Source organism: Catenuloplanes atrovinosus (assembly GCF_031458235.1).
GTDB classification, from domain to species: Bacteria; Actinomycetota; Actinomycetes; order Mycobacteriales; family Micromonosporaceae; genus Catenuloplanes; species Catenuloplanes atrovinosus.
Window position 1 is genome coordinate 1,496,861 of record NZ_JAVDYB010000001.1, and the last position, 18,970, is coordinate 1,515,830.

Annotated in this window: 16 protein-coding genes and 1 pseudogene; 8 read left to right on the top strand and 9 right to left on the bottom strand. The window is 74.9% G+C overall.

Annotated features, from left to right (window positions below):
- The first annotated feature begins 528 nt into the window (after positions 1-528).
- Genes cobG through cobJ form a run of 3 tightly spaced genes read left to right on the top strand, consistent with a single transcriptional unit; the run spans position 529 to position 3,964 of the window.
- Entirely contained in the window at positions 529-1,833 is a 1,305-nt protein-coding gene (gene cobG / locus J2S41_RS06335; RefSeq protein WP_310364255.1) for a precorrin-3B synthase, read from the top strand.
- Positions 1,830-2,462, top strand: coding sequence for a precorrin-8X methylmutase (locus J2S41_RS06340; protein WP_310364257.1), 633 nt, complete (start codon positions 1,830-1,832; stop codon positions 2,460-2,462). Before cobG ends, J2S41_RS06340 begins: the two co-directional genes overlap by 4 nt.
- The gene (gene cobJ, locus J2S41_RS06345; protein ID WP_310364260.1) at positions 2,462-3,964 is read left to right on the top strand and encodes a precorrin-3B C(17)-methyltransferase; all 1,503 of its coding nucleotides are present in this window, start codon (positions 2,462-2,464) and stop codon (positions 3,962-3,964) included. Before J2S41_RS06340 ends, cobJ begins: the two co-directional genes overlap by 1 nt.
- On the opposite strand, the gene J2S41_RS06350 is transcribed toward cobJ, so the two are convergent.
- Positions 3,936-4,736: a cobalt-precorrin-6A reductase gene (locus J2S41_RS06350; RefSeq protein WP_310364263.1), complete on the bottom strand. Its 801-nt coding sequence runs from the start codon at positions 4,734-4,736 to the stop codon at positions 3,936-3,938. The two genes, cobJ and J2S41_RS06350, sit on opposite strands and share 29 nt — an antisense overlap.
- A gap of 10 nt (positions 4,737-4,746) precedes the next feature.
- On the opposite strand from J2S41_RS06350, the gene J2S41_RS06355 reads away from it, so the two are divergent.
- On the top strand, positions 4,747-5,850 hold the full coding sequence (locus J2S41_RS06355) for a cobalt-precorrin-5B (C(1))-methyltransferase (RefSeq protein ID WP_310364266.1): 1,104 nt from the start codon (positions 4,747-4,749) through the stop codon (positions 5,848-5,850).
- A 27-nt stretch (positions 5,851-5,877) separates the two neighbouring features.
- On the opposite strand, the pseudogene J2S41_RS06360 reads toward J2S41_RS06355, so the two are convergent.
- A pseudogene (locus J2S41_RS06360) lies at positions 5,878-6,246 on the bottom strand (DUF6232 family protein); the annotation flags it as partial.
- 96 nt (positions 6,247-6,342) lie between these two features.
- Here J2S41_RS06360 and J2S41_RS06365 point away from each other — a divergent pair.
- Positions 6,343-7,482, top strand: a complete 1,140-nt coding sequence (locus J2S41_RS06365; protein WP_310364269.1) for a serine hydrolase domain-containing protein — start codon at positions 6,343-6,345, stop codon at positions 7,480-7,482.
- Here J2S41_RS06365 and J2S41_RS06370 read toward each other — a convergent pair.
- Positions 7,468-8,301, bottom strand: a complete 834-nt coding sequence (locus tag J2S41_RS06370) for an alpha/beta hydrolase (protein ID WP_310364272.1) — start codon at positions 8,299-8,301, stop codon at positions 7,468-7,470. The genes J2S41_RS06365 and J2S41_RS06370 overlap by 15 nt on opposite strands.
- Positions 8,302-8,325: 24 nt before the next feature.
- Here J2S41_RS06370 and J2S41_RS06375 point away from each other — a divergent pair, with 24 nt between their 5' ends.
- From J2S41_RS06375 to J2S41_RS06385, 3 genes are all read left to right on the top strand, one after another.
- Positions 8,326-9,045, top strand: a complete 720-nt coding sequence (locus tag J2S41_RS06375) for a PIG-L deacetylase family protein (RefSeq protein ID WP_310364275.1) — start codon at positions 8,326-8,328, stop codon at positions 9,043-9,045.
- A 9-nt stretch (positions 9,046-9,054) separates the two neighbouring features.
- On the top strand, positions 9,055-9,435 hold the full coding sequence (locus J2S41_RS06380) for a DnaJ family domain-containing protein (protein WP_310364279.1): 381 nt from the start codon (positions 9,055-9,057) through the stop codon (positions 9,433-9,435).
- Positions 9,436-9,543: 108 nt separating this feature from the next.
- Complete coding sequence (locus J2S41_RS06385; RefSeq protein WP_310364282.1) at positions 9,544-11,835, top strand: HelD family protein; 2,292 nt, start codon at positions 9,544-9,546, stop codon at positions 11,833-11,835.
- A 920-nt stretch (positions 11,836-12,755) separates the two neighbouring features.
- On the opposite strand, the gene J2S41_RS06390 is transcribed toward J2S41_RS06385, so the two are convergent.
- The 6 genes from J2S41_RS06390 to J2S41_RS06415 all read right to left on the bottom strand — a co-directional run bounded on the left by J2S41_RS06390 (position 12,756) and on the right by J2S41_RS06415 (position 18,921).
- Positions 12,756-13,232 (bottom strand): hypothetical protein, encoded by a 477-nt coding sequence (locus tag J2S41_RS06390; RefSeq protein WP_310364284.1) that lies wholly within the window; start codon positions 13,230-13,232, stop codon positions 12,756-12,758.
- Between the two features lie 79 nt (positions 13,233-13,311).
- The gene (gene cobM / locus J2S41_RS06395) at positions 13,312-14,055 is read right to left on the bottom strand and encodes a precorrin-4 C(11)-methyltransferase (protein ID WP_310364286.1); all 744 of its coding nucleotides are present in this window, start codon (positions 14,053-14,055) and stop codon (positions 13,312-13,314) included.
- Positions 14,052-15,257 carry a precorrin-6y C5,15-methyltransferase (decarboxylating) subunit CbiE gene (gene cbiE / locus J2S41_RS06400; protein WP_310364287.1) on the bottom strand — a complete coding sequence of 402 codons (1,206 nt, stop codon included), beginning with the start codon at positions 15,255-15,257 and terminating at the stop codon, positions 14,052-14,054. Before cbiE ends, cobM begins: the two co-directional genes overlap by 4 nt.
- A 370-nt stretch (positions 15,258-15,627) precedes the next feature.
- A complete protein-coding gene (locus J2S41_RS06405) occupies positions 15,628-16,035 on the bottom strand; it encodes a TIGR03618 family F420-dependent PPOX class oxidoreductase (RefSeq protein ID WP_310364290.1) in 408 nt (135 codons plus the stop codon).
- Between the two features lie 72 nt (positions 16,036-16,107).
- Positions 16,108-17,229 carry a DMT family transporter gene (locus J2S41_RS06410; RefSeq protein WP_310364293.1) on the bottom strand — a complete coding sequence of 374 codons (1,122 nt, stop codon included), beginning with the start codon at positions 17,227-17,229 and terminating at the stop codon, positions 16,108-16,110.
- Positions 17,230-17,448: 219 nt separating this feature from the next.
- Complete coding sequence (locus tag J2S41_RS06415) at positions 17,449-18,921, bottom strand: glutamate-cysteine ligase family protein (protein ID WP_310364295.1); 1,473 nt, start codon at positions 18,919-18,921, stop codon at positions 17,449-17,451.
- Positions 18,922-18,970: the final 49 nt, after the last annotated feature.

Genomic DNA, 18,970 nt, shown 5'->3' on the forward strand with positions numbered 1-18,970 from the left:
TACGGCATTCCCGATATGCGGCCTTTGCCGATCGGGCGCGGTTGACCGATAGCTAACCGCCTCGTGGTCCACCTGCGAGTTGTATGCGGGCATTCATGTCGTGCGCGCGCTCATAAAAGATGAAATATCGGGCGCGGAGCGCCCGATCGAGACTGCTGAGCGTGTCCCGCCGAAGTGGCGGCTTCGCCCGCGTTGCGTCCTGCGCCCACGCTGGCGTGCCTCGCTCACGCTGGCGTGCCTCGCTCACGCTGGCGTGCCGCGCTCACGCTGGCGTGCCGCGCTCACGCTGGCGTGCCTCGCTCACGCTGGCGTGCCTCGCTCACGCTGGCGTGCCTCGCCCACGCTGACGTGCCGCGCCCACGCTGACGTGTGGCTCCGTTTGCCGGCGCCGTGCGCGTCGCGTCGGGCGCGCGTCCCTACGAATACGTCCCCCGTCCCCGCGCGGCGGGTGGGGGCGGTTGTGACGCACGTCGGGCTTGCGTGGCCGAACGTGAAGCGACCTCCGCGACAACCCGTAGTATCCGCCGCATGTCCCCGACTCCCGTCCCCGGCCGGCCGGCCGCGCCCGTGGTGGCGCGCACCGCGCCGTCCGGCGGCGTGGTGGTGCGCACCGGGCCGGATGCCTGCCCGACCGCGCTGCAGGTGCACGCCGCCGCGGACGGTGGTCTGGCCCGGGTGCGCATCCCCGGCGGGGTGGTCACCGCGGACCAGGCCCGCGTGCTCGCCCGCGCCGCCCGTGAGCTCGGCGACGGCCACCTCGACCAGACCTCGCGCGGCAATCTTCAGCTCCGCGCGCTCCCGCCCGGAGCCGAGACGGAACTCGGCGCCCGCCTGGCGGAGGCCGGCCTGCTGCCGTCCGCCACGCACGAGCGCGCCCGCAACATCGTCGCGTCGCCGCTGAGCGGCCTGGACGGCGCCGGCCTGGCCGACGTGCGCCCGCTGATCGGCGAGTTGGACGCCGCGCTGTGTGCCGCGCCCGCGCTCGCCGCGCTCTCCGGCCGCTTCCTCTTCGCGCTCGACGACGGCCGCGGCGACGTGGCCGCGCTGCACGCCGACATCTGCCTCGCGGCCGTCGCCGGCGGCGGGTTCGCGCTGCTCCTCGACGGCGTCGACCACGGCGTGCGCACTCCGGCGGGCGACGCGCCCGGGCTCGCGGTCGCGGCGGCCGAGGCCTTCCTCGCGGAGCGTGCCGCACAGGGCTCCGCCGGCTGGCGAATGTCCGAGATTGATCAGGGTGCGACGCGCGTCGCCGCCCGCCTCGGCGCCACCGCCGCGCCCGTGCGCGAGCGGCGCGACCCACCCGCCCCGCCGGCCGGCGTGATCGGGTCGGGCGCCGCGCTCGCCGTGATCGTCCCGCTCGGCCGGATCTCCGCCGGACAGCTCGACCTGCTCGCCGACCTCGCCGCCGAGGGCGCCGGCGAGCTGCGTTTCACGCCCTGGCGGGGCGTGGTCGTCCCCGGACCGGCGGACGCCGCCCGCCCGGCCGCCGCCGGGCTCGTCACCGGCACGGATTCCCCCTGGTACGGCGTGACCGCCTGCGCCGGCCGGCCCGGCTGCGCGAAGTCCCGCGCCGACGTCCGCGCGGACGCCACCGCCGTGGTCGCGCTCGACCCGCCGCGGGTCGCGCCGCGCGCGCTCCCGGTCCACTGGGCCGGCTGCGAGCGCGCCTGCGGCCACCCCGCGACGCCGCACGTGCTCGTGCTGGCCACGCCGGGCGGCTACCGCGTCGACGGGTCCGACGATCAGACCGCCGCCGACCTCGACCGGCTCGCCGCCGTGGTCGCCGGTGCCCGCACCAACCCGACGTACCCCGCACAGGAGACCGGCGCGTGACCGTTTACGACTATGTGCGCGACGGGGCGGAGATCTACCGCCGCTCGTTCGCCACGATCCGCGCGGAGGCGCGGCTCGACGGACTGCCGGACGACGTCGCGCGCGTCGCGGTCCGCATGATCCACTCCTGCGGGATGACCGACCTGGTGGACGACCTCGCCTACTCGCCCGGCGTGGTGGCCCGGGCCGGGGAGGCGCTGCGCGCCGGCGCCCCCATCCTCTGCGACGCGCACATGGTCGCGGCCGGGGTCACCCGCCGCCGGCTGCCCGCGGACAACGAGGTGATCTGCACGCTGCGCGACCCTCGCGTACCGGCGCTGGCCGATGAACTCGGCACCACCCGATCCGCGGCGGCGCTGGAGCTGTGGCGGGACCACCTCGGCGGCGCGGTCGTCGCGGTCGGCAACGCGCCCACCGCGCTGTTCCGGCTGCTGGAGATGCTGGACGCGGGCGCGCCCCGGCCCGCCGCGATCATCGGCATCCCGGTCGGCTTCATCGGCGCGGCCGAGTCCAAGGCGGCGCTGGCCGTACACCCGGCGGGGTGTGAGTTCCTGGTGGTGCACGGCCGCCGGGGCGGCAGCGCGATGACCGCGGCGGCGCTCAACGCCATCGCCAGCGAGGAGGAGTAATGGGCACCGGCCGGCTCTACGGCGTCGGACTCGGACCGGGCGATCCGGAGCTGGTGACCGTCAAGGCCGCCCGCCTGATCGGCGCCGCCGACGTGATCGCCTTCCACAGCGCCCGGCACGGGCGCAGCATCGCCCGCGGGATCGCGGCGCCCTACCGGCGTGCCGGGCAGATCGAGGAGGCGCTGGTCTACCCGGTGACCACCGAGACCACGAACCACCCGGGCGGCTACCGCGGCGCGCTGGAGGACTTCTACGCGGACGCGGCCGGCCGGCTCGCCGCGCACCTGGACGCCGGGCGCGACGTGGTGGTGCTCTGCGAGGGCGACCCGTTCTTCTACGGCTCCTACATGCACATGCACAAACGCCTCTCCACCCGGTACGAGACGACGGTCGTCCCGGGCGTCACCTCGATCGCCGGCGCGTCCGCGGAGCTCGGCCGCCCGCTGGTCGAGGCGGAGGAGACGCTGACCGTGCTGCCCGGCACGCTGCCGCCCGCGGAGCTCGCCTCCCGGCTGGCCGCCGCCGACTCCGCCGCGATCATGAAGCTGGGCCGCACGTTCGGCGCGGTACGGGACGCGCTGGAGTCGGCCGGCCGCCTCGACGACGCCTGGTACGTCGAGCGCGCCAGCACCCCACAGCAGCGGATCGCGCCGCTGGCCTCGGTGGACCCCGCGACCGTCCCGTACTTCTCGGTGGCGCTGCTGCCCAGCCGGGTGCACGCCACCACGGCCGCCGCGCTGGCCGGCGCCGCGGCGGAGCCGGCCGGCACCGGCGCGGTCACCGTGGTCGGCCTGGGCCCGGCCGGCCGGGAGTGGCTGACGCCGCAGGCGCAGGAGGCGCTGAGCGCCGCGACCGACCTGGTCGGCTACGGCCCGTACCTGGATCGGGTGCCGGCCAACCCGCGGCAGGCCCGGCACCCCAGCGACAACCGGGTGGAGTCGGAGCGGGCCGAGTTCGCGCTGGCGCTCGCCGCGCGCGGCCGGCGCGTCGCCGTGGTCTCGTCCGGCGATCCGGGAGTGTTCGCGATGGCCAGCGCCGTGCTGGAGGTGGCGGCCACGGAGCCGTACGCGTCGATCCCGGTGCGGGTGCTGCCCGGGCTCACCGCGGCGCAGGCGGTGGCCAGCCGGGCCGGCGCGCCGCTCGGGCACGACTACGCGGTGATCTCGCTCTCCGACCGGCTCAAGCCGTGGGACGTGATCGAGGAGCGCGTGACCGCGGCCGCCCGCGCCGACCTGGTCATCGCGATCTACAACCCGGCGTCGAGGTCCCGCACCTGGCAGGTGGAGAAGGCGCGCGACCTGATCCTGGAGCACCGGGGCCCGGACACGCCGGTGGTGCTGGGCCGCGACGTGGGCGGTGCCGGCGAGTCGGTGACCGTGGTCCGGCTCGCCGACCTGGACCCGGACGCGGTAGACATGCGTACCCTCCTGATCATCGGCTCCTCGCAGACCCGGCACGTGAACGGGACGGTGTTCACGCCGCGCCGCTACCCGGCGGGCTGACCCAGGCCACCGCCTCCGCCACCGACGCGACCGAGGCGACGCCGGGCGGCGCGGGCGGCCGGTCGATCATCAGGACCGGAACGCCCAGGTCCCGTGCCGCGTCGAGCTTGGCCGCGACCGCGGGGCTGCCGCTGTCCTTGGTGACGACCACGTCGACGCGGTGCTCGCGCAGCAGCGCCCGCTCACCCTCCACCGTGAACGGGCCGCGGTCGAGCAGCACCGACATCCGCGCCGGGAACGGCGGTGCCGGCGGCTCGACCGCGCGGACCAGGAACCACACGTCGGACAGCGGCGCGAACGCGGCCAGCGTCTGCCGCCCGGTGGTCAGCAGCGCGCGCCGCCCGATCGCGGGCAGCGCGGCCACGGCGGCGGGAAGCGACGGCACCCGGTGCCAGACGTCGCCCGGCCGCGCGGTCCAGCCCGGCCGGCGCAGCAGCAGCAGCGGGGTGCCGGTGTCCGCGCAGGCCGTGGCCGCGGACGCGCTGATCGTGCCGGCGAACGGGTGGGTGGCGTCGACGACCGCGCCGGCCCGGCGCTCGCGCAGCCACGCGGCCAGCCCCGGCGCGCCCCCGAAACCGCCGATCCGGACCTCGCCGGGCGGGAGCAGCGGCGCGCTGGTGCGGCCGGCCAGCGAGCTGACCACGGTGAGCCCGGGGAGCGCGTGCAGCGCGGTGGCGAGCCGGCGGCCCTCGGCCGTGCCACCCAGCACCAGCACCGTCATCCGATCTTGAGGGGCCGACCCTCCCGCGTTCGCGCGCACGTCACCAGGCATGCTGAATACCGTGACATCGGCAGCGACCCCACCGGACGGCACCCCCGGGAAGCTGCGCTACGGCTGGACCACCGGGGCCTGCGCCACCGCGGCCACCACCGCGGCCTACCAGGCGCTGCTCACCGGCGACTTCCCGGACCCGGTCACCATCACGCTGCCCAAGGGGCAGCGGCCCGCGTTCGCGCTGGCCACGGAGGAGATCACGCCGGGGTACGCCCGCGCGGCCGTGGTGAAGGACGCCGGCGACGACCCGGACGTCACGCACGGCGCGCTGGTCCAGGCCACGGTCCGGCGGGCGGCGCCGGGCAGCGGCGTGACGTTCCGGGCCGGCCCGGGCGTGGGCACGGTCACCAAGCCCGGCCTGCCGCTGGCGGTCGGCGAACCGGCGATCAACCCGGTGCCGCGCGCCATGATGACCGCGGCGGTGGGCGAGCTGGCGGCGCGGTTCGGCGACCCGGGCGACGTGGAGATCGAGATCTCCGTGGCGAACGGCGCGGAGCTGGCCCGCAAGACCTGGAACCCGCGGCTCGGCATCCTCGGCGGCCTGTCCATCCTGGGCACGACCGGGATCGTGGTCCCGTACTCGTGCGCGGCCTGGATCGACAGCATCCGGCGCGGCGTGGACGTGGCCCGCGCGGCCGGGCGCACCCACGTGGCGGGCTGCACCGGGAGCACGTCCGAGCGGGTCGCGGCGGAGGTGCACGGCCTGCCCGAGGACGCGCTGCTGGACATGGGTGACTTCGCCGGCGCGGTGCTCAAGTACCTGCGCCGCCATCCGGTGCCGCGGCTGACCATCGCGGGCGGCGTCGGGAAGCTGTCCAAGCTGGCGGACGGGCACCTCGACCTGCACAGCGGCCGCAGCCAGGTGGATCTGGGCGCGCTCGCGGCGCTGGTCCGCGGCGCGGGCGGCCCGGCGGACCTGGCGGCCGGGATCGAGACCGCGAACACCGCGCTGGACGCGTTGCAGCAGAGCCGGGCGCGCGACTTCCCGCTAGGCGATCTGATCGCGGCCGGGGCGCGGCGCACCGCGGTCGGCGTCCTGCGGGAGGCGCCGGTGCGGGTCGACGTGATCGTCATCGACCGGGCCGGGACCATCGTCGGCCGGGCCGGCTAGCACCCGCCAGTCGGCGGCCCGGACCAGCGCGCGGGCCACCCTGCCGTACCGGCCGGGGTTGGTGCTGGAGAAGATCTTGACGGCCGATCCGCGGTGGTCGGCCCACAGCTCCCACGGGCGGGGGCGGCGCGCGACCAGCAGCGCGGCGGCGAGCAGCACCAGCGTCGCGACCAGCACCGCGGTGCCGATCGCCGGCCCGGCGGCGAACCAGGACACCGGCGTGGCGAACGCGAGGAACAGCGTGAGCGCGACCAGGCGGGGGAGCGCGCGGGGCAGCGGAGAGCGGGCGGTGCGCGGCGTCTCCAGCTCGTCCAGCGGCCAGGACCGCCCGCCGGTGGTGATCGTGTCGGCCGTGACGCGCACCCCGTCGCCGGGGTCGTCGAAGAAGACGATCATCGGGATCCCTCAATCCGGTTTCGCGTGACGTTACCGTCTCGACATGAACCGGAAAACGGTTGGCTCGCCGGGCGGAGCGACGCGAATACTCCGCGCATGGACGTACCCGAGAGCTTCCGCGACGTCCGGGAGCGGTTCGAGGCCGGCGTGGCCGGTGGCGAGGAGGTCGGCGCCTCCTTCTGCGTGATGGTGGACGGCGAGGTCGTCGTGGATCTGTGGGGCGGGCACGCGGACCGCGCGCGCACCCGCCCGTGGCAGCGGGACACGATCGTCAACGTCTGGTCCGCGACCAAGCCCATCGCGGCGCTGATCGCGCTGTTGACCGTGGACGAGACGCGGCCGGTGGCGCACTACTGGCCCGAGTTCGCGGCCAACGGAAAACGCGACATCACGGTCGCCCAGGTGCTGAGTCACTCGTCCGGCCTGTCCGGCTGGCGGGAGCCGATCACCACCGAGGATCTCTACGACTGGGAGAAGTGCACGTCGCTGCTGGCCGCGCAGGAGCCGTTCTGGCAGCCCGGCACCGCCTCCGGATACCACGTGATCACCCAGGGGTACCTGGTCGGCGAGGTCGTCCGGCGCGTCACCGGCGAGACGATCGGCACGATGCTGCGCGAGCAGACCGCCGCGGACTTCCACATCGGACTGGCGGAGAGCGAGGACGTGCGCGTCGCCGAGCTGGTCCCGCCGGAGAACCCGCCGTTCCGCGAGGGGCAGATCAGCGAGATCCAGCTCAACGCCGCGCGCAACCCGCCGCTGCCGCCGGAGACCACGGCCACCCGGGCCTGGCGGGCGGCGGAGATCCCGGCCGGCAACGGGCACGGCAACGCGCGGTCGATGGCGCGGGTGCTGTCGATCCTGACCGAGCCCGGCCGGGCGTCGCTGGCCGCCCGGATCGAGCGGGAACAGATCGCCGGTACGGACCTGGTGCTCGGCATCCCGCTGCGCTGGGGCCTCGGGTTCGCGCTCGGCCGGGACTTCCTGCCCGGCCCGCGCACACTGTTCTGGGGCGGGTCCGGCGGCGCGTTCGTCGCGGTCGACCTGGACGCCCGCGCGGTCCTCGCGTACGCCATGAACCGGATGGGCGACGGCATCGGCGACCTGCGCGGCCTCCTGCTGGCCACCGAGGCTTGGGCGTCACTGCACTCTTCTCGACCCGGCGCACCCGGGCCGTCGAGCGGCGCCAGGCCGTCCGGCCGACCGGGCCGGGCCGGGAACGGCTCAGTCGAGAAGTGACGGGAGCAGCGCCGCGATCTGCGCGATCGCGGCGCGGGCCGCGTCGAAGACCGCGAGCTTGCGCGGGAAGTTGTGCGGCAGCCCGGCGTAGCGCACCGCGGTGGTCGGCACGCCGGCCGCCAGCAGCGCCTCCGCGTACCGGTCCGCCTCCGGGCCGAGGATGTCCAGCCCGGCGGAGATCACGATCGCGGGCGGGAGCCCCCGGAGGTCGGCCGCCAGAAGATCCAGATCGGCGTGGGTACGGACCGGCGCGTACACGTCCCAGAAGAAGCGCATCTCGTCCCGGTGCAGCCCGTACTCGTCCAGCGGCGGGTAGTCCATGGCCGGCGACACGACCGGGCAGATCAGCACCTGCGCGGCCAGCGCGCGCCCGGCGTCCCGCTCCCGGCGCGCCGCGGCCGCGGCCAGGTGACCGCCCGCGGAGTCGCCGGCGACCACGATCGGGCGGCCCTCGCCGCGCACCGTGGCGATCGCCCGGGTCACGTCGTCCAGCGCCGCCGGATAGGGATGCTCGGGCGGCCGGCGGTAGTCGACGGACAGCACGGTGCAGCCGGTCGCGTCGGACAGCGTGCGGCACAGCCCGTCGTGCGTGTCGAGGTCGCCGAGCGCCCAGCCGCCGCCGTGCGCGTAGACGATCACGCCCGGCCCGCCGTCGCCGTACCGGCGGCCGCCCGGCACGTCCGTGACCGGCACGGACGGCCCGGGTCCGACCTCGTCGAGCGTGGCGGCGCGCATGCTCTCCCGTACCGCCGGAAGGTTGTCGATGGTCAGCGGTGAACGGCGCTGAAGCCGCAGCGCGGCGGCGGTCTGTGGATGCACGACCGAAAGACTATGCTCGATCCCATGGCTGAGCTGCCCGAACTGCCCGAGGACTGGGATCGCTGCCTGGCCGTGGTCGCGCACCCGGACGACATCGAGTACGGTGCCGCCGCCGCGATCGCGCGCTGGACCGCCCAGGGCAAGACCGTCACCTACCTGCTCGCCACCCGCGGGGAGGCCGGCATCGACTCGGTCCCGCCCGCGGAGGCCGGCCCGATGCGCGAGGAGGAGCAGCGCGCCGCGGCCCGCGAGGTCGGCGTGGACGAGGTCCTCTTCCTGGACCACCCCGACGGCGTGGTGGAGTACGGTCCGGCGCTGCGCCGCGACATCGTCCGGGTGATCCGCCGGCTGCGCCCCGAGGTGATCGTGACCGGCCCGTTCGCGCTGCGGATGACCGGCGGCCTGGTCAACCAGGCCGACCACCGCGCGGTCGGGCTGGCCGCGCTGGACGCCGCCACCGACGCCGGTAACCGCTGGATCTTCCCGGAGGCGGGCGAGCCGTGGGACGGCGTGCGCTACGTCTGCGTCAGCGGCTCCGCCGACGAGACGCACGGCGTCGACGTGAGCGGCGAGCCGCTGGAGCGCGGGATCGCCGCGCTGGAGGCGCACGCGGCGTACCTGGAGGGTCTCGCGGACATGCCACCGGCCCGGCCGATCCTGACCCAGTGGCTGGGCCAGGCCGGCGCCGCGATCGGCGCGGAGGCCGCGGTCCTGTTCGAGGTGTTCGATCGCAAGCCCCGGTAAAATCCACCGATGGCGCACTTCTTCGAGACCCTGGTCGACCGGAAGATCCGTGAGGCGCTGGAGCGCGGCGAGTTCGAGAACCTGCGCGGCGCCGGGAAGCCGCTGCCCGGGCACGGCGACGAATACGACGAGGACTGGTACGTCAAGGAGCTGGTCGACCGCGAGCAGGTCGGCGGCGCGGTGCTGCCCGGCACGCTGGCGCTGCGCAAGGAACTGGAGGACCTGCCGGAGACGCTCGCCCGGGTGCGCACCGAGGCCGAGGTGCGGCGCATCGTGGCGGAGCTGAACGAGCGGATCGCCGACAACCACCGCGGCCTGCTGTCCGGGCCACCCACGATCATCAAGCGGTTGGACGCCGAGCGGATCGTGCGCGAATGGCGCGGCGCGTAGGGTAGGCTGTTCCGTCGGGCATCAGCGACGTGTGGGCACGCCAAAGCTAATCTAAGGCGTGCTGCCCGTTGCATAGTAGACAAACAGGGGGCGGTTTTGTCAAGCACCGTGGCGCAGAAATCCTCGACCGGTGAGGAACAGGCCTACCTCGACGGGCTGTACCGGCGGCTCGACGGCATGCGCGCCGAGGCCTCCGCGCGCCTCGCGGAGAGGCTCAAGGAGTCCGGCGGCACGCTCCAGGAGCGGTCCCAGCGGGACAGCTCCGTCTCCATGTACACCGACCAGGTCGCGGTCCTCGGCGCGGTGGAGGAGGGCCTCTGCTTCGGCCGGCTCGACTTCGAGGACGAGGCCGAGCGGCGCTACATCGGCCGGATCGGCATCTTCGACGACGAGGGCGACTACGAGCCGCTGCTGGTCGACTGGCGCGCCCCGGCGGCCCGGCCGTTCTACCTGGCCACCGCCGCCGCCCCGCTCGGCGTGGTGCGCCGCCGGCACATCCGCACCACCGGCCGCACCGTGGTCGCGCTCGACGACGAGGTGCTCGACCTGGAGGACGCGGGCGACGGCGCACACGACCTGACCGGCGAGGCCACGCTGCTGGCCGCGCTGGACGCCCGCCGCACCGGGCGGATGAAGGACATCGTCGAGACCATCCAGGCCGAGCAGGACCGGATCATCCGCGCCGACCTGTCCGGCACGCTGGTCGTGCAGGGCGGCCCCGGCACCGGCAAGACCGCGGTCGCGCTGCACCGCGCGGCCTACCTGCTCTACACGTACCGGCAGCAGCTCTCCAAGCAGGCCGTGCTCATCCTCGGGCCGAACCCGACGTTCCTCAGCTACATCGGCCAGGTGCTCCCGTCGCTGGCCGAGACCGGCGTGCTGCTGCGCACGCTCGGCGGCATGTTCCCCGGCGTGCTCGCCCGCCGCCCGGAGTCCCCGGAGATCGCGGAGATCAAGGGCCGCGCCGTGATGGCCGACGTGATCGCCGCCGCCGTCGCGGACCGCCAGCGCGTGCCGGACGAGCCGGTCGAGATCATGATCGACGGCGAGACCCGGCTGCTGCTGCAACCGGCCGTGATCCGCTCCGCCCGCGACCGCGTCCGCCGCACCGGCAAGCTGCACAATCTGGCCCGCCCCGACTTCGACACCGAGATCATCCACTCACTGTCGCTGCAGTACGCGGAGAAGGTCGGCACCGACCCGTACGCGGACGACCCGCTCGGCGGCGAGGACGCGCCCGGTGACCCGATCATCTTCGACGAGGCCGACCTCGCCCAGATCCGCCGCGAGCTGCGCCGCGAGCCCGAGGTGCTGGCCGTGCTCGACTGGCTCTGGCCGCGCCTCACGCCGCAGCAGATCGTCGCCGGCCTCTACGCCTCGCTGTCCCGGATGACCGCCGCCGCGTCCGGCCTGCTCACGCTGGACGAGCAGGAGGCGCTGCTCCGCGAGCCCGAGGGCGGCTTCAGCCCCGCGGACGTACCGCTGCTCGACGAGGCCGCGGAACTGCTCGGCGAGGAGGAGAACACCCGCCGCGAGCGCATCGCCACCCTCGAGCGGCTGTTCCAGCTGGAGTACGCGCAGGGCGCGCTGGACATCGCGCTCGGCTCCCGCTCCGTCGACCTCGAGGACGAGGACGACCCCGAGCTGCTGACCGCCACCGACCTGCTCGACGCCGGCCGGATGGCCGAACGCCAGCAGTTCGACGCCGCGCTCACCGCGGCCCAGCGCGCCGCCGCGGACCGCACCTGGGCCTTCGGCCACGTCATCGTGGACGAGGCACAGGAACTCAGCCCGATGGCCTGGCGCCTGCTGATGCGCCGCTGCCCCAGCCGCTCCATGACCATCGTCGGCGACGTCGCCCAGACCGGCGACCTCGGCGGCACCTCCTCCTGGGACGCCGCGCTCTCCCCGTACCTGGAGCGCCGCTACCGCCTCGCCGAACTCACCGTCAGCTACCGCACCCCCGGCGAGATCATGGACCTCGCCGCCGCCGTCCTCGCCCGCGTCAACCCCACGCTCGCCGTCCCCCGCGCCGTGCGCCACACCGGCGCACCCCCCTGGCGCGAACTCGGTGACCTGTCCACCCTGGTCAAGGCGGTCGCCCGCTGGAACGGCGCCGGCCGCCTCGGCATCATCGTCCCGTCATCCCTCCTCGACGAGGCCGCCGCCGCCCTCCCGGACACGGCCTCCGGCGACCGCGCCGACCTCACCACGCCGGTCGTCCTGCTCACCGTCCGTCAATCCAAGGGCCTCGAATTCGACGACGTCATCGTCTACGACCCCGACCGCATCGTCGCCGAGTCCCCACGCGGCGACGGCGACCTCTACGTCGCGCTGACGCGCGCCACCCAGACCCTGGGCCTGATCTCCCCGGAGCCGATCACGTCCCTGCCGTCGTAGATCTCTTTCACTGACCCGCTTCCGGCGTGGCCGGGGCCCGCATGCTCCCGCGGCCCCCGGTCCCGCACCCCCTGCCCGCCGCTGCCGCTGCCGCCGCCGCCTGCCGCCGCCTGCCGCCGCCTGCCGCCGCCTGCCGCCGCCTGCCGCCGCCTGCCGCTGCCGCCGCCTGCCGGTGCCGCCGCCTGCCGCTGCCGGTTGCCCGCCGCCGCCCGTCCCCACCCCGCCCGCCTCCGGCGGCGCACCCACCTCGCCCGCACCCACCGGCGGCGCCCCGACCCGCCCCAGCCCGCCTCGGCCGCGCCCACCCCGCGCGTCGATCTAGGCCGGATTCGCGTGATTGGTGATCGACGCGCGGGAATCCGCCCTAGATCGGCGCGGGGGTTGGTGACGCGGGGCGCCATCGGTGGAGCGTCGGTGCGTGCGGTGTCCGCCGGTGTGGCGTGCGCCGACCGTGCGCGTCGATCTAGGCGGGATTCGCGTGATCGGTGATCGACGCGCGGGAATCCGCCCTAGATCGGCGCGGGGTAGCAGATGGTCGGGCGCTTCGCGTCCGAAAACGTCATATTGAGGGTGGGGCCGGTCGTCCAGTGTGACTGTGAGGCTCAGGCACCTTATACGCGCGGAATAAGGTGCCTGAGCCTCACAAAGTGAGCGATCGGGCGGAGCGGGCGAGATCGCTCGTGATCCGTGGACCGGCCGGCCCGGCTCCCGGCATGACCGCGAAGGACTCCGCCGCCAAGGCCGGTGCCGCCGAGCCCGGTGATGCTGAGCCCGGTGATGCTGAGCCCGATGCCGTCGAAATCGCTGACGCCGAGTCCGCAGGCCGGGCTACGACCGGCCGCCGGCCGAGGTCGCGCCCCGCCGCGGCGGGAGGGCGGCGGCGACGCTGATGGGGTCGTCGCCGCCCGCGCGGACCCGGATCACCAGGTGTGCCAGCGGAACCAGGAGCGGGCCGCGCGCGTGTTCAGCAGCAGCAGGTAGAGCGCCGGCCCCACCAGACCCGCTGCCTGTGCCGGGTCGTTCGTGGTGGCGACCGCGACCACGACGCTTCCCACGGCGACCAGGTTCAGCATGATCATCAGAACCCGCGCCCACTGGCGCCCCCGCTGAAGCTTGCGGCCGATGAAGACCGAGATGAGCGCGGACGCGGCCAGTACGCCGGCCACGGTGTAGGCGATCGGGGTCAGGCGGGCCGGGTCCGCGAACTGGCTGTCGCCGGCGAACGGGTCCGCGGGCATGGTGAGCAGCACGGCGGCCGCCGCGAGCTGCAGCGCGGCGCCGAGGTAGTGCAGGATCGCCAGCGTGTGCACGCTCGGCGGTGCGGACCGTCGCACCGGCTGCCGCAGGGGCGCGGCCGGGTACGCCGCGTAGTGGGGGTGGGCGTATCCGTACGACATCGTGTCGCTCCTCCTCGTTGGGGTGTCCGCTACAGCCTCGCGGGACCCCGGGCCCGGCGAATCCCGGGAAGATGCCACGTCAGGAGCGGCAGCGGTCCGCGCTGTAGAGGTGGCTGTCCGGGAACGCGGCGGCGGTCAGCGCCGGACCCACGATGATCACGGCGGTACGCCGGATGCCGGCGGCGTGGACCAGCGGCGCGACGGTGCCGAGCGTGCCACGCACGATCTCCTCGTCCGGGCGGGAGGCGCGGGCGACCACCGCCACCGGGCAGTCCGCGCCGTAGTGCGGGATCAGCTCGCCGACCAGGTGGTCGATGCGCTGCACGGCCAGATGCAGCACCAGCGTGGCGCCGGACGCGGCCAGCGTGGGCAGCTGCTCGCGGGGCGGCATCGCGGTCGCGCGCTCCGCGGTACGGGTGAGGATCACGGTCTGGGCGACCTCCGGCACGGTCAGCTCGCGGCGCAGGCTGGCGGCCGCGGCGGCGAAGGCCGGGACGCCGGGGACCACGTCGTACGGGACGCCGGCCGCGTCCAGGCGGCGCATCTGCTCGGCCATGGCGGAGAAGACGGACGGGTCGCCGGAGTGCAGGCGGGCCACGTCGAGACCGGCCTCGTGCGCGGCGACCAGCGCGGCGATGATCTCGTCGAGCGACATGCGGGCCGTGTCGACCAGCCGGGCGCCGGACGGGCACCAGGTGAGCATCTCCGGCGGTACCAGGCTGCCGGCGTAGAGGCAGACCGGGCTGGCGGCGATCAGGTTCCGCCCACGCACGGTGATCAGGTCGGCGGCGCCCGGGCCGGCGCCGATGAAGTGCACGGTCATGAGCTGCGTACCGTCCATTGGGTCACGGGGAGCGCGGGGCGCCAGGCGGTGAAGCCGCCGACCGCGCCGGCGCGGGAGATCTCGATGCGGGTGAGGTCGCCGCCGAGCCGGTCCCGCGCGGCCGTGACCACGCGTTCCGACTCGAGGGTGACCGCGTTGACGACGAGCCGGCCGCCGGGGCGCAGCGCCGACCAGCAGGCGTCGATCATGCCGGGCGCGGTGACGCCACCGCCGACGAAGATCGCGTCCGGGCGTTCCAGGCCGTCCAGCGCGGCCGGTGCCGCACCACGGACCACGGTCAGCGACGGCACGCCGAGCGCCGCCGCGTTCCCGGTCAGGCGCGCGGCCCGCGCCTCGTCCGCCTCGATCGCCACGGCACGGCAGGCCGGGTGGGCGCGCATCCACTCGATCGCGATGCTGCCCGCGCCCGCGCCGACGTCCCAGAGCAACTGCCCGGGTACGGGTGCGAGCCGGGCCAGCGTGATCGCGCGGACCTCCCGCTTGGTGAGCTGGCCGTCGTGCTCGTAGGCGTCGTCCGGCAGGCCGGGCACCGCGGGCAGCAGCGCGGCGTCCGGGTCGGCCACGCACGTCACGGCCAGCACGTTCAGCGGCGCGGCGGGGGAGGCGGGCCAGGTCGCGGCCGTGCCGGTGACGTGCCGTTCGCCGTACCCGCCCAGGTTCTCCAGCACGGTGAGCGTGCTCCCGCCGTACCCGCGCCGGGTCAGCAGCCCGGCCACGGCGGCGGGCGAGCGGCCGTCGGCGCTCAGCACCAGCAGGCGCCGGCCGGGCTGGATCCTGGCGTGCAGCGCGTCGAGCGGCCGGCCGACCACGCTCACCACCTCGGTCTCCTCGACCGGCCAGCCCATCCGGGCGCAGGCCAGCGAGATCGCGGACGGATGCGGCACGACGCGGAACCCGCGCGACCCGGCCAGCCGAACCAGCGTGCCGCCGATGCCGAAGTGCATCGGGTCGCCGCTGGCCAGCACGCACACCGCGCGGCCGGCGTACCGGTCCAGCAGGCCCGGGAGCGCGGGGATCAAGGGCGCCGGCCACGGTACGCGTTCGGCCGCGACCTCCGCGGGGATCAGCGCCAGCTGTCGCGCGCTGCCCAGCAGCACCTCGGCCGCGTGCACGGCCTCCCGCCCCGGCGGCGCCAGCCCGTCCCACCCGTCCGCCCCGATCCCGACCACCGCGACGGTCACGCCGAACCCCCGCTCGCGCCGCGGTGGCGTGGCGGGCGGCGCCGAGCCACCGCGGCGCTCGCAAGCGGGCGTGCGCCGGGTGTTGCGGCGGCCGTCCGGTGGCGTGGTGGGCGGCGCTGAGCCGCCGATTCGCTCGCACGCTCACGTGTGCCGGGTGTTGTGGCGGTCGTCCGGTGGCGTGGTGGGCGGCGCCGAGCCGCCGATTCGCTCGCACGCTCACGTGTGCCGGGTGTTGCGGCGGTCGTCCGGTGGCGTGGTGGGCGGCGCTGAGCCGCCGATTCGCTCGCACGCTCACGTGTGCCGGGTGTTGCGGTGGCCGTCCGGTGGCGTGGTGGGCGGCGCTGAGCCGCCGATTCGCTCGCACGCTCGCTCATGTCACGTTGCCGAGTACGCGGGTGATGGTGATCTCGAGGATGACGCGGGCCGGGTTGACGCGTGGGGTGCGGTAGCGCTCGGCGTAGCGGCGTTCCGCGTCCGCGATGAAGTCCGGCTCGGCACGGACCCGGGCCCGGCCCTCGACCGTCGACCAGTGGCGGCCGTCCACGGAGCAGAGCGCGACCGTGCCGGTGGCCGCGGCGTTGCGCGCCTTGGTGCTGGTGCCGGACGTGAGGACCAGCGCGGTCCCGGCCTCCCAGTCGATCACGGCGCCGACCGGCGTGACGTGCGGCGTGCCGTCCCGGCGCAGCGTGGTGAGCGTGCACAGGTGCCGCTCGGTCCAGAACCGGCGGAAATCGTCCCCGACGTCGGCCAGCCCACGCCGGCGTTGCACGCTGCTCACCCGCACGAGACTGTCAGATCCGGCGCCGGCCGGTGACCGGCCCCCGCCCGGTGGTGACGAAGAACCCAGCGCTCAGGTGGTGGGGCGGCGGCCCGGGCGCGGGTGGAAGCCGCGGCCCGGCCGGATGATCCGGCGCCGGGTGCCGCCCGGCACCGCGCAGGAGGGCAGGCCGCGCTGGCCGACCGCGATCTGCGCGCGCCGCCGGCCTGGAATGGTCACGGACCGCGACCGCTGCGCCGGCCCCGCCGTGGCGGAGGCGGTGGTCGCCGGCCCGGGGGACGCGACGCCGGGCTCGCCGGACACGTCGCCGGGCCCGGGGACGGCGGGGGAGCCGCCGCCGGTCTCCGGCGCCTCGGCGAGCTCGGTGTCGTCGCCGTCCGCCGGGCGGGTGAGCAGCAGCACGCCCCAGATGGCCAGCGCGCCCCCGGTGGCCGCCACGCCGCCGCCGGCCAGGCCGCCGACGAACCGCTCGTCCAGCAGCAGCATGCCGATCACCGCGGACGCCACCGGGTTGGACAGCGACACCGTGGCCAGCGGCGCGCCGAGGCCGCCGTCCCGGTACGCCGCCTGGGACAGCAGCACGCCCGCGGACATGAACGCGGCCAGCGTGAACGCGGCCGGTGAGACGACCGCCAGCGGACCGTCCGCCGCGACCTGCAGCGACACGGTCTGGGTCAGCGCCGAGGAGCAGGCGAACGCCACGCCGGACGCCACCGCGTACAGCAGGCCGGACTGCGTGGCCGCGTGCAGTTGCCGGGCCAGCGTCGCCACCCCGATCACCACGCCGCCGCCGAGCATGGCGACGGTCAGCACCTCGGTGGAGTCGAGCGCGCGGGCGCTGCCCAGCGGCGCCGTGATGACCAGCAGCGCGAGGCCGGCGATGGTGAGCCCGGCGCCGCGCCAGTGCACGGCGGCGACCGTGCGGCCGATGACGGCCGCACCCATCGGCAGCGCGAAGACGAGCGTGAGCAGGCCGAGCGGCTGCACGATGCTGAGCGGCCCGAACGCGAGCGCGCCGACGTGGAGCCCGGCACCGGCGCCGTTGAGCGCCACGGACAACCACCAGTGGGGGACGCGGAGCGAGGCGAGGATGCCGGCGCCGTGCGCGGCGACCCGCTCCTGCACCACCGCGCCCGCGGCGTAGGCGCCCGCGGACGCGACGCTGAGCGCGATGGCGATCGCCAGTGCGTTCATCTCGCTATCCAGTCCGGGCCATGCGACGTCATGCCCTCAACGATCCCGCATCGATCGGCGGGAGTCGTCCGGATAACGAGTGAATGTTGCGTACAGCACCCGTCGTACGCCGGATCGTTACCGTCATGCCTGAGGATGACGCCGCCGGCGGTTGCGTGGTGGTCGGCGCTGCACCGATGCCTCGCTCGCGCGCTCGCTCATCCTCAGGTCGGACACCGTTCACGTCCACTCGTGGACCGGGCGGTTCGTGTGCATGTTGTCCAGGTACCGGCCGAGCATCTCGTGCAGCGCCGCCCGCCGGTCCAGGTTGCCGCGCTCCTCCAACTCACGCACGGTCTCCACCTGCCAGGTGGCGCCGTTGGCCGAGGCGAGGCAGCGGGCCTCGATCACGCCGAGCAGCCGGTCGCGCTCGTCCGGGCGTACCCCCCAGGCGTTAAGACCCTGGTATGCCAACGGCAGCAGCCGGCGTAGCACCAGCTCGGTGACCGGCACCGTGCCCGCGTCCGGCCAGTAGACGGACGCGGAGATGCCGTGCCGGGAGGCGGCGTGGAAGTTCTCCTCCGCCGCGCCGAAGGACATCCGCGACCAGAGCGGGCGTTCCGACTCGGCCAGCGCGCGGGCCAGCCCGAAGTAGAACGCGCCGTTCGCCAGCGTGTCGACCACGGTCGGGCCGGCCGGCAGCGTGCGGTTCTCCACGCGCAGGTGCGGTACGCCGTTGACCACGTCGTACACCGGCCGGTTCCACCGGTAGATGGTGCCGTTGTGCAGGCGCAACTCCGGCAGTGACGGCGTCTCGCCGCGGGCCAGCGTCTCGACCGGGTCGTCGTCCTCGCAGACCGGCAGCAGCGCGGGGAAGTACCGGACGTTCTCCTCGAACAGGTCGAACACGGACGTGATCCACCGCTCGCCGAACCAGACGCGCGGCCGTACCCCCTGGGCCTTGATCTCTTCCGATCTGGTGTCCGTGGCCTGCTCGAACAGCGGGATCCGGGTCTCCCGCCACAGCTCGCGGCCGAGCAGGTAGGGGGAGTTGGCGCCGAGCGCGACCTGCACGCCGGAGATGGCCTGGGCGGCGTTCCAGTACGCGGCGAAGTCGTCCGGGCTGACCTGCAGGTGGAACTGCGTGCTGGTGCAGGCCGCCTCCGGCACCACCGTGTCCGCGGTCAGCTCCAGCCGCTCCGGCCCGTCGATGCGGATGTCCAGGTCCTCGCCCCGGGCCGCGAAGATCTGCTCGTTGAGCAGCTGATAGCGCGGGTTCACGGAGAGCGAGTCCAGGGTGAGGTGCTCCGGCCGCAGCGTGGGCAGGATGCCGATCATGGCCATCCGGGCGCCGACCGCCCGCGCCTTGGACTCCGCCTCGTTGAGGCTGTCCCGCAGGTGCTTCTCGAACCCGGTCAGGCCCCCGTCGGAGAGGCCCAGCGGGGGTACGTTTATCTCGATGTTGAACTGGCCCAGCTCGGTCTGGAACGCCGGGTCGGCGATCGCGGCGAGCACGTCCGCGTTGCGCATGGCCGGGTCCGCGCCCGGGTCGACCAGGTTGAACTCGATCTCCAGGCCGGTCAGCGGGTGATCGGCGTCGAAGCGGTGCTCGGACAGCATCTCGGCCAGCACGTCCAGGCAGCGCCGGATCTTCTGCCGGTACCTGGCACGGTCCTCGCGGGTGAACTCCCGGGGCCCGACCTCCTCGCCCATACGCGCCGCCGCCCTCCGCCGTACGTCGTGGTTACTATCCGCTCTATCT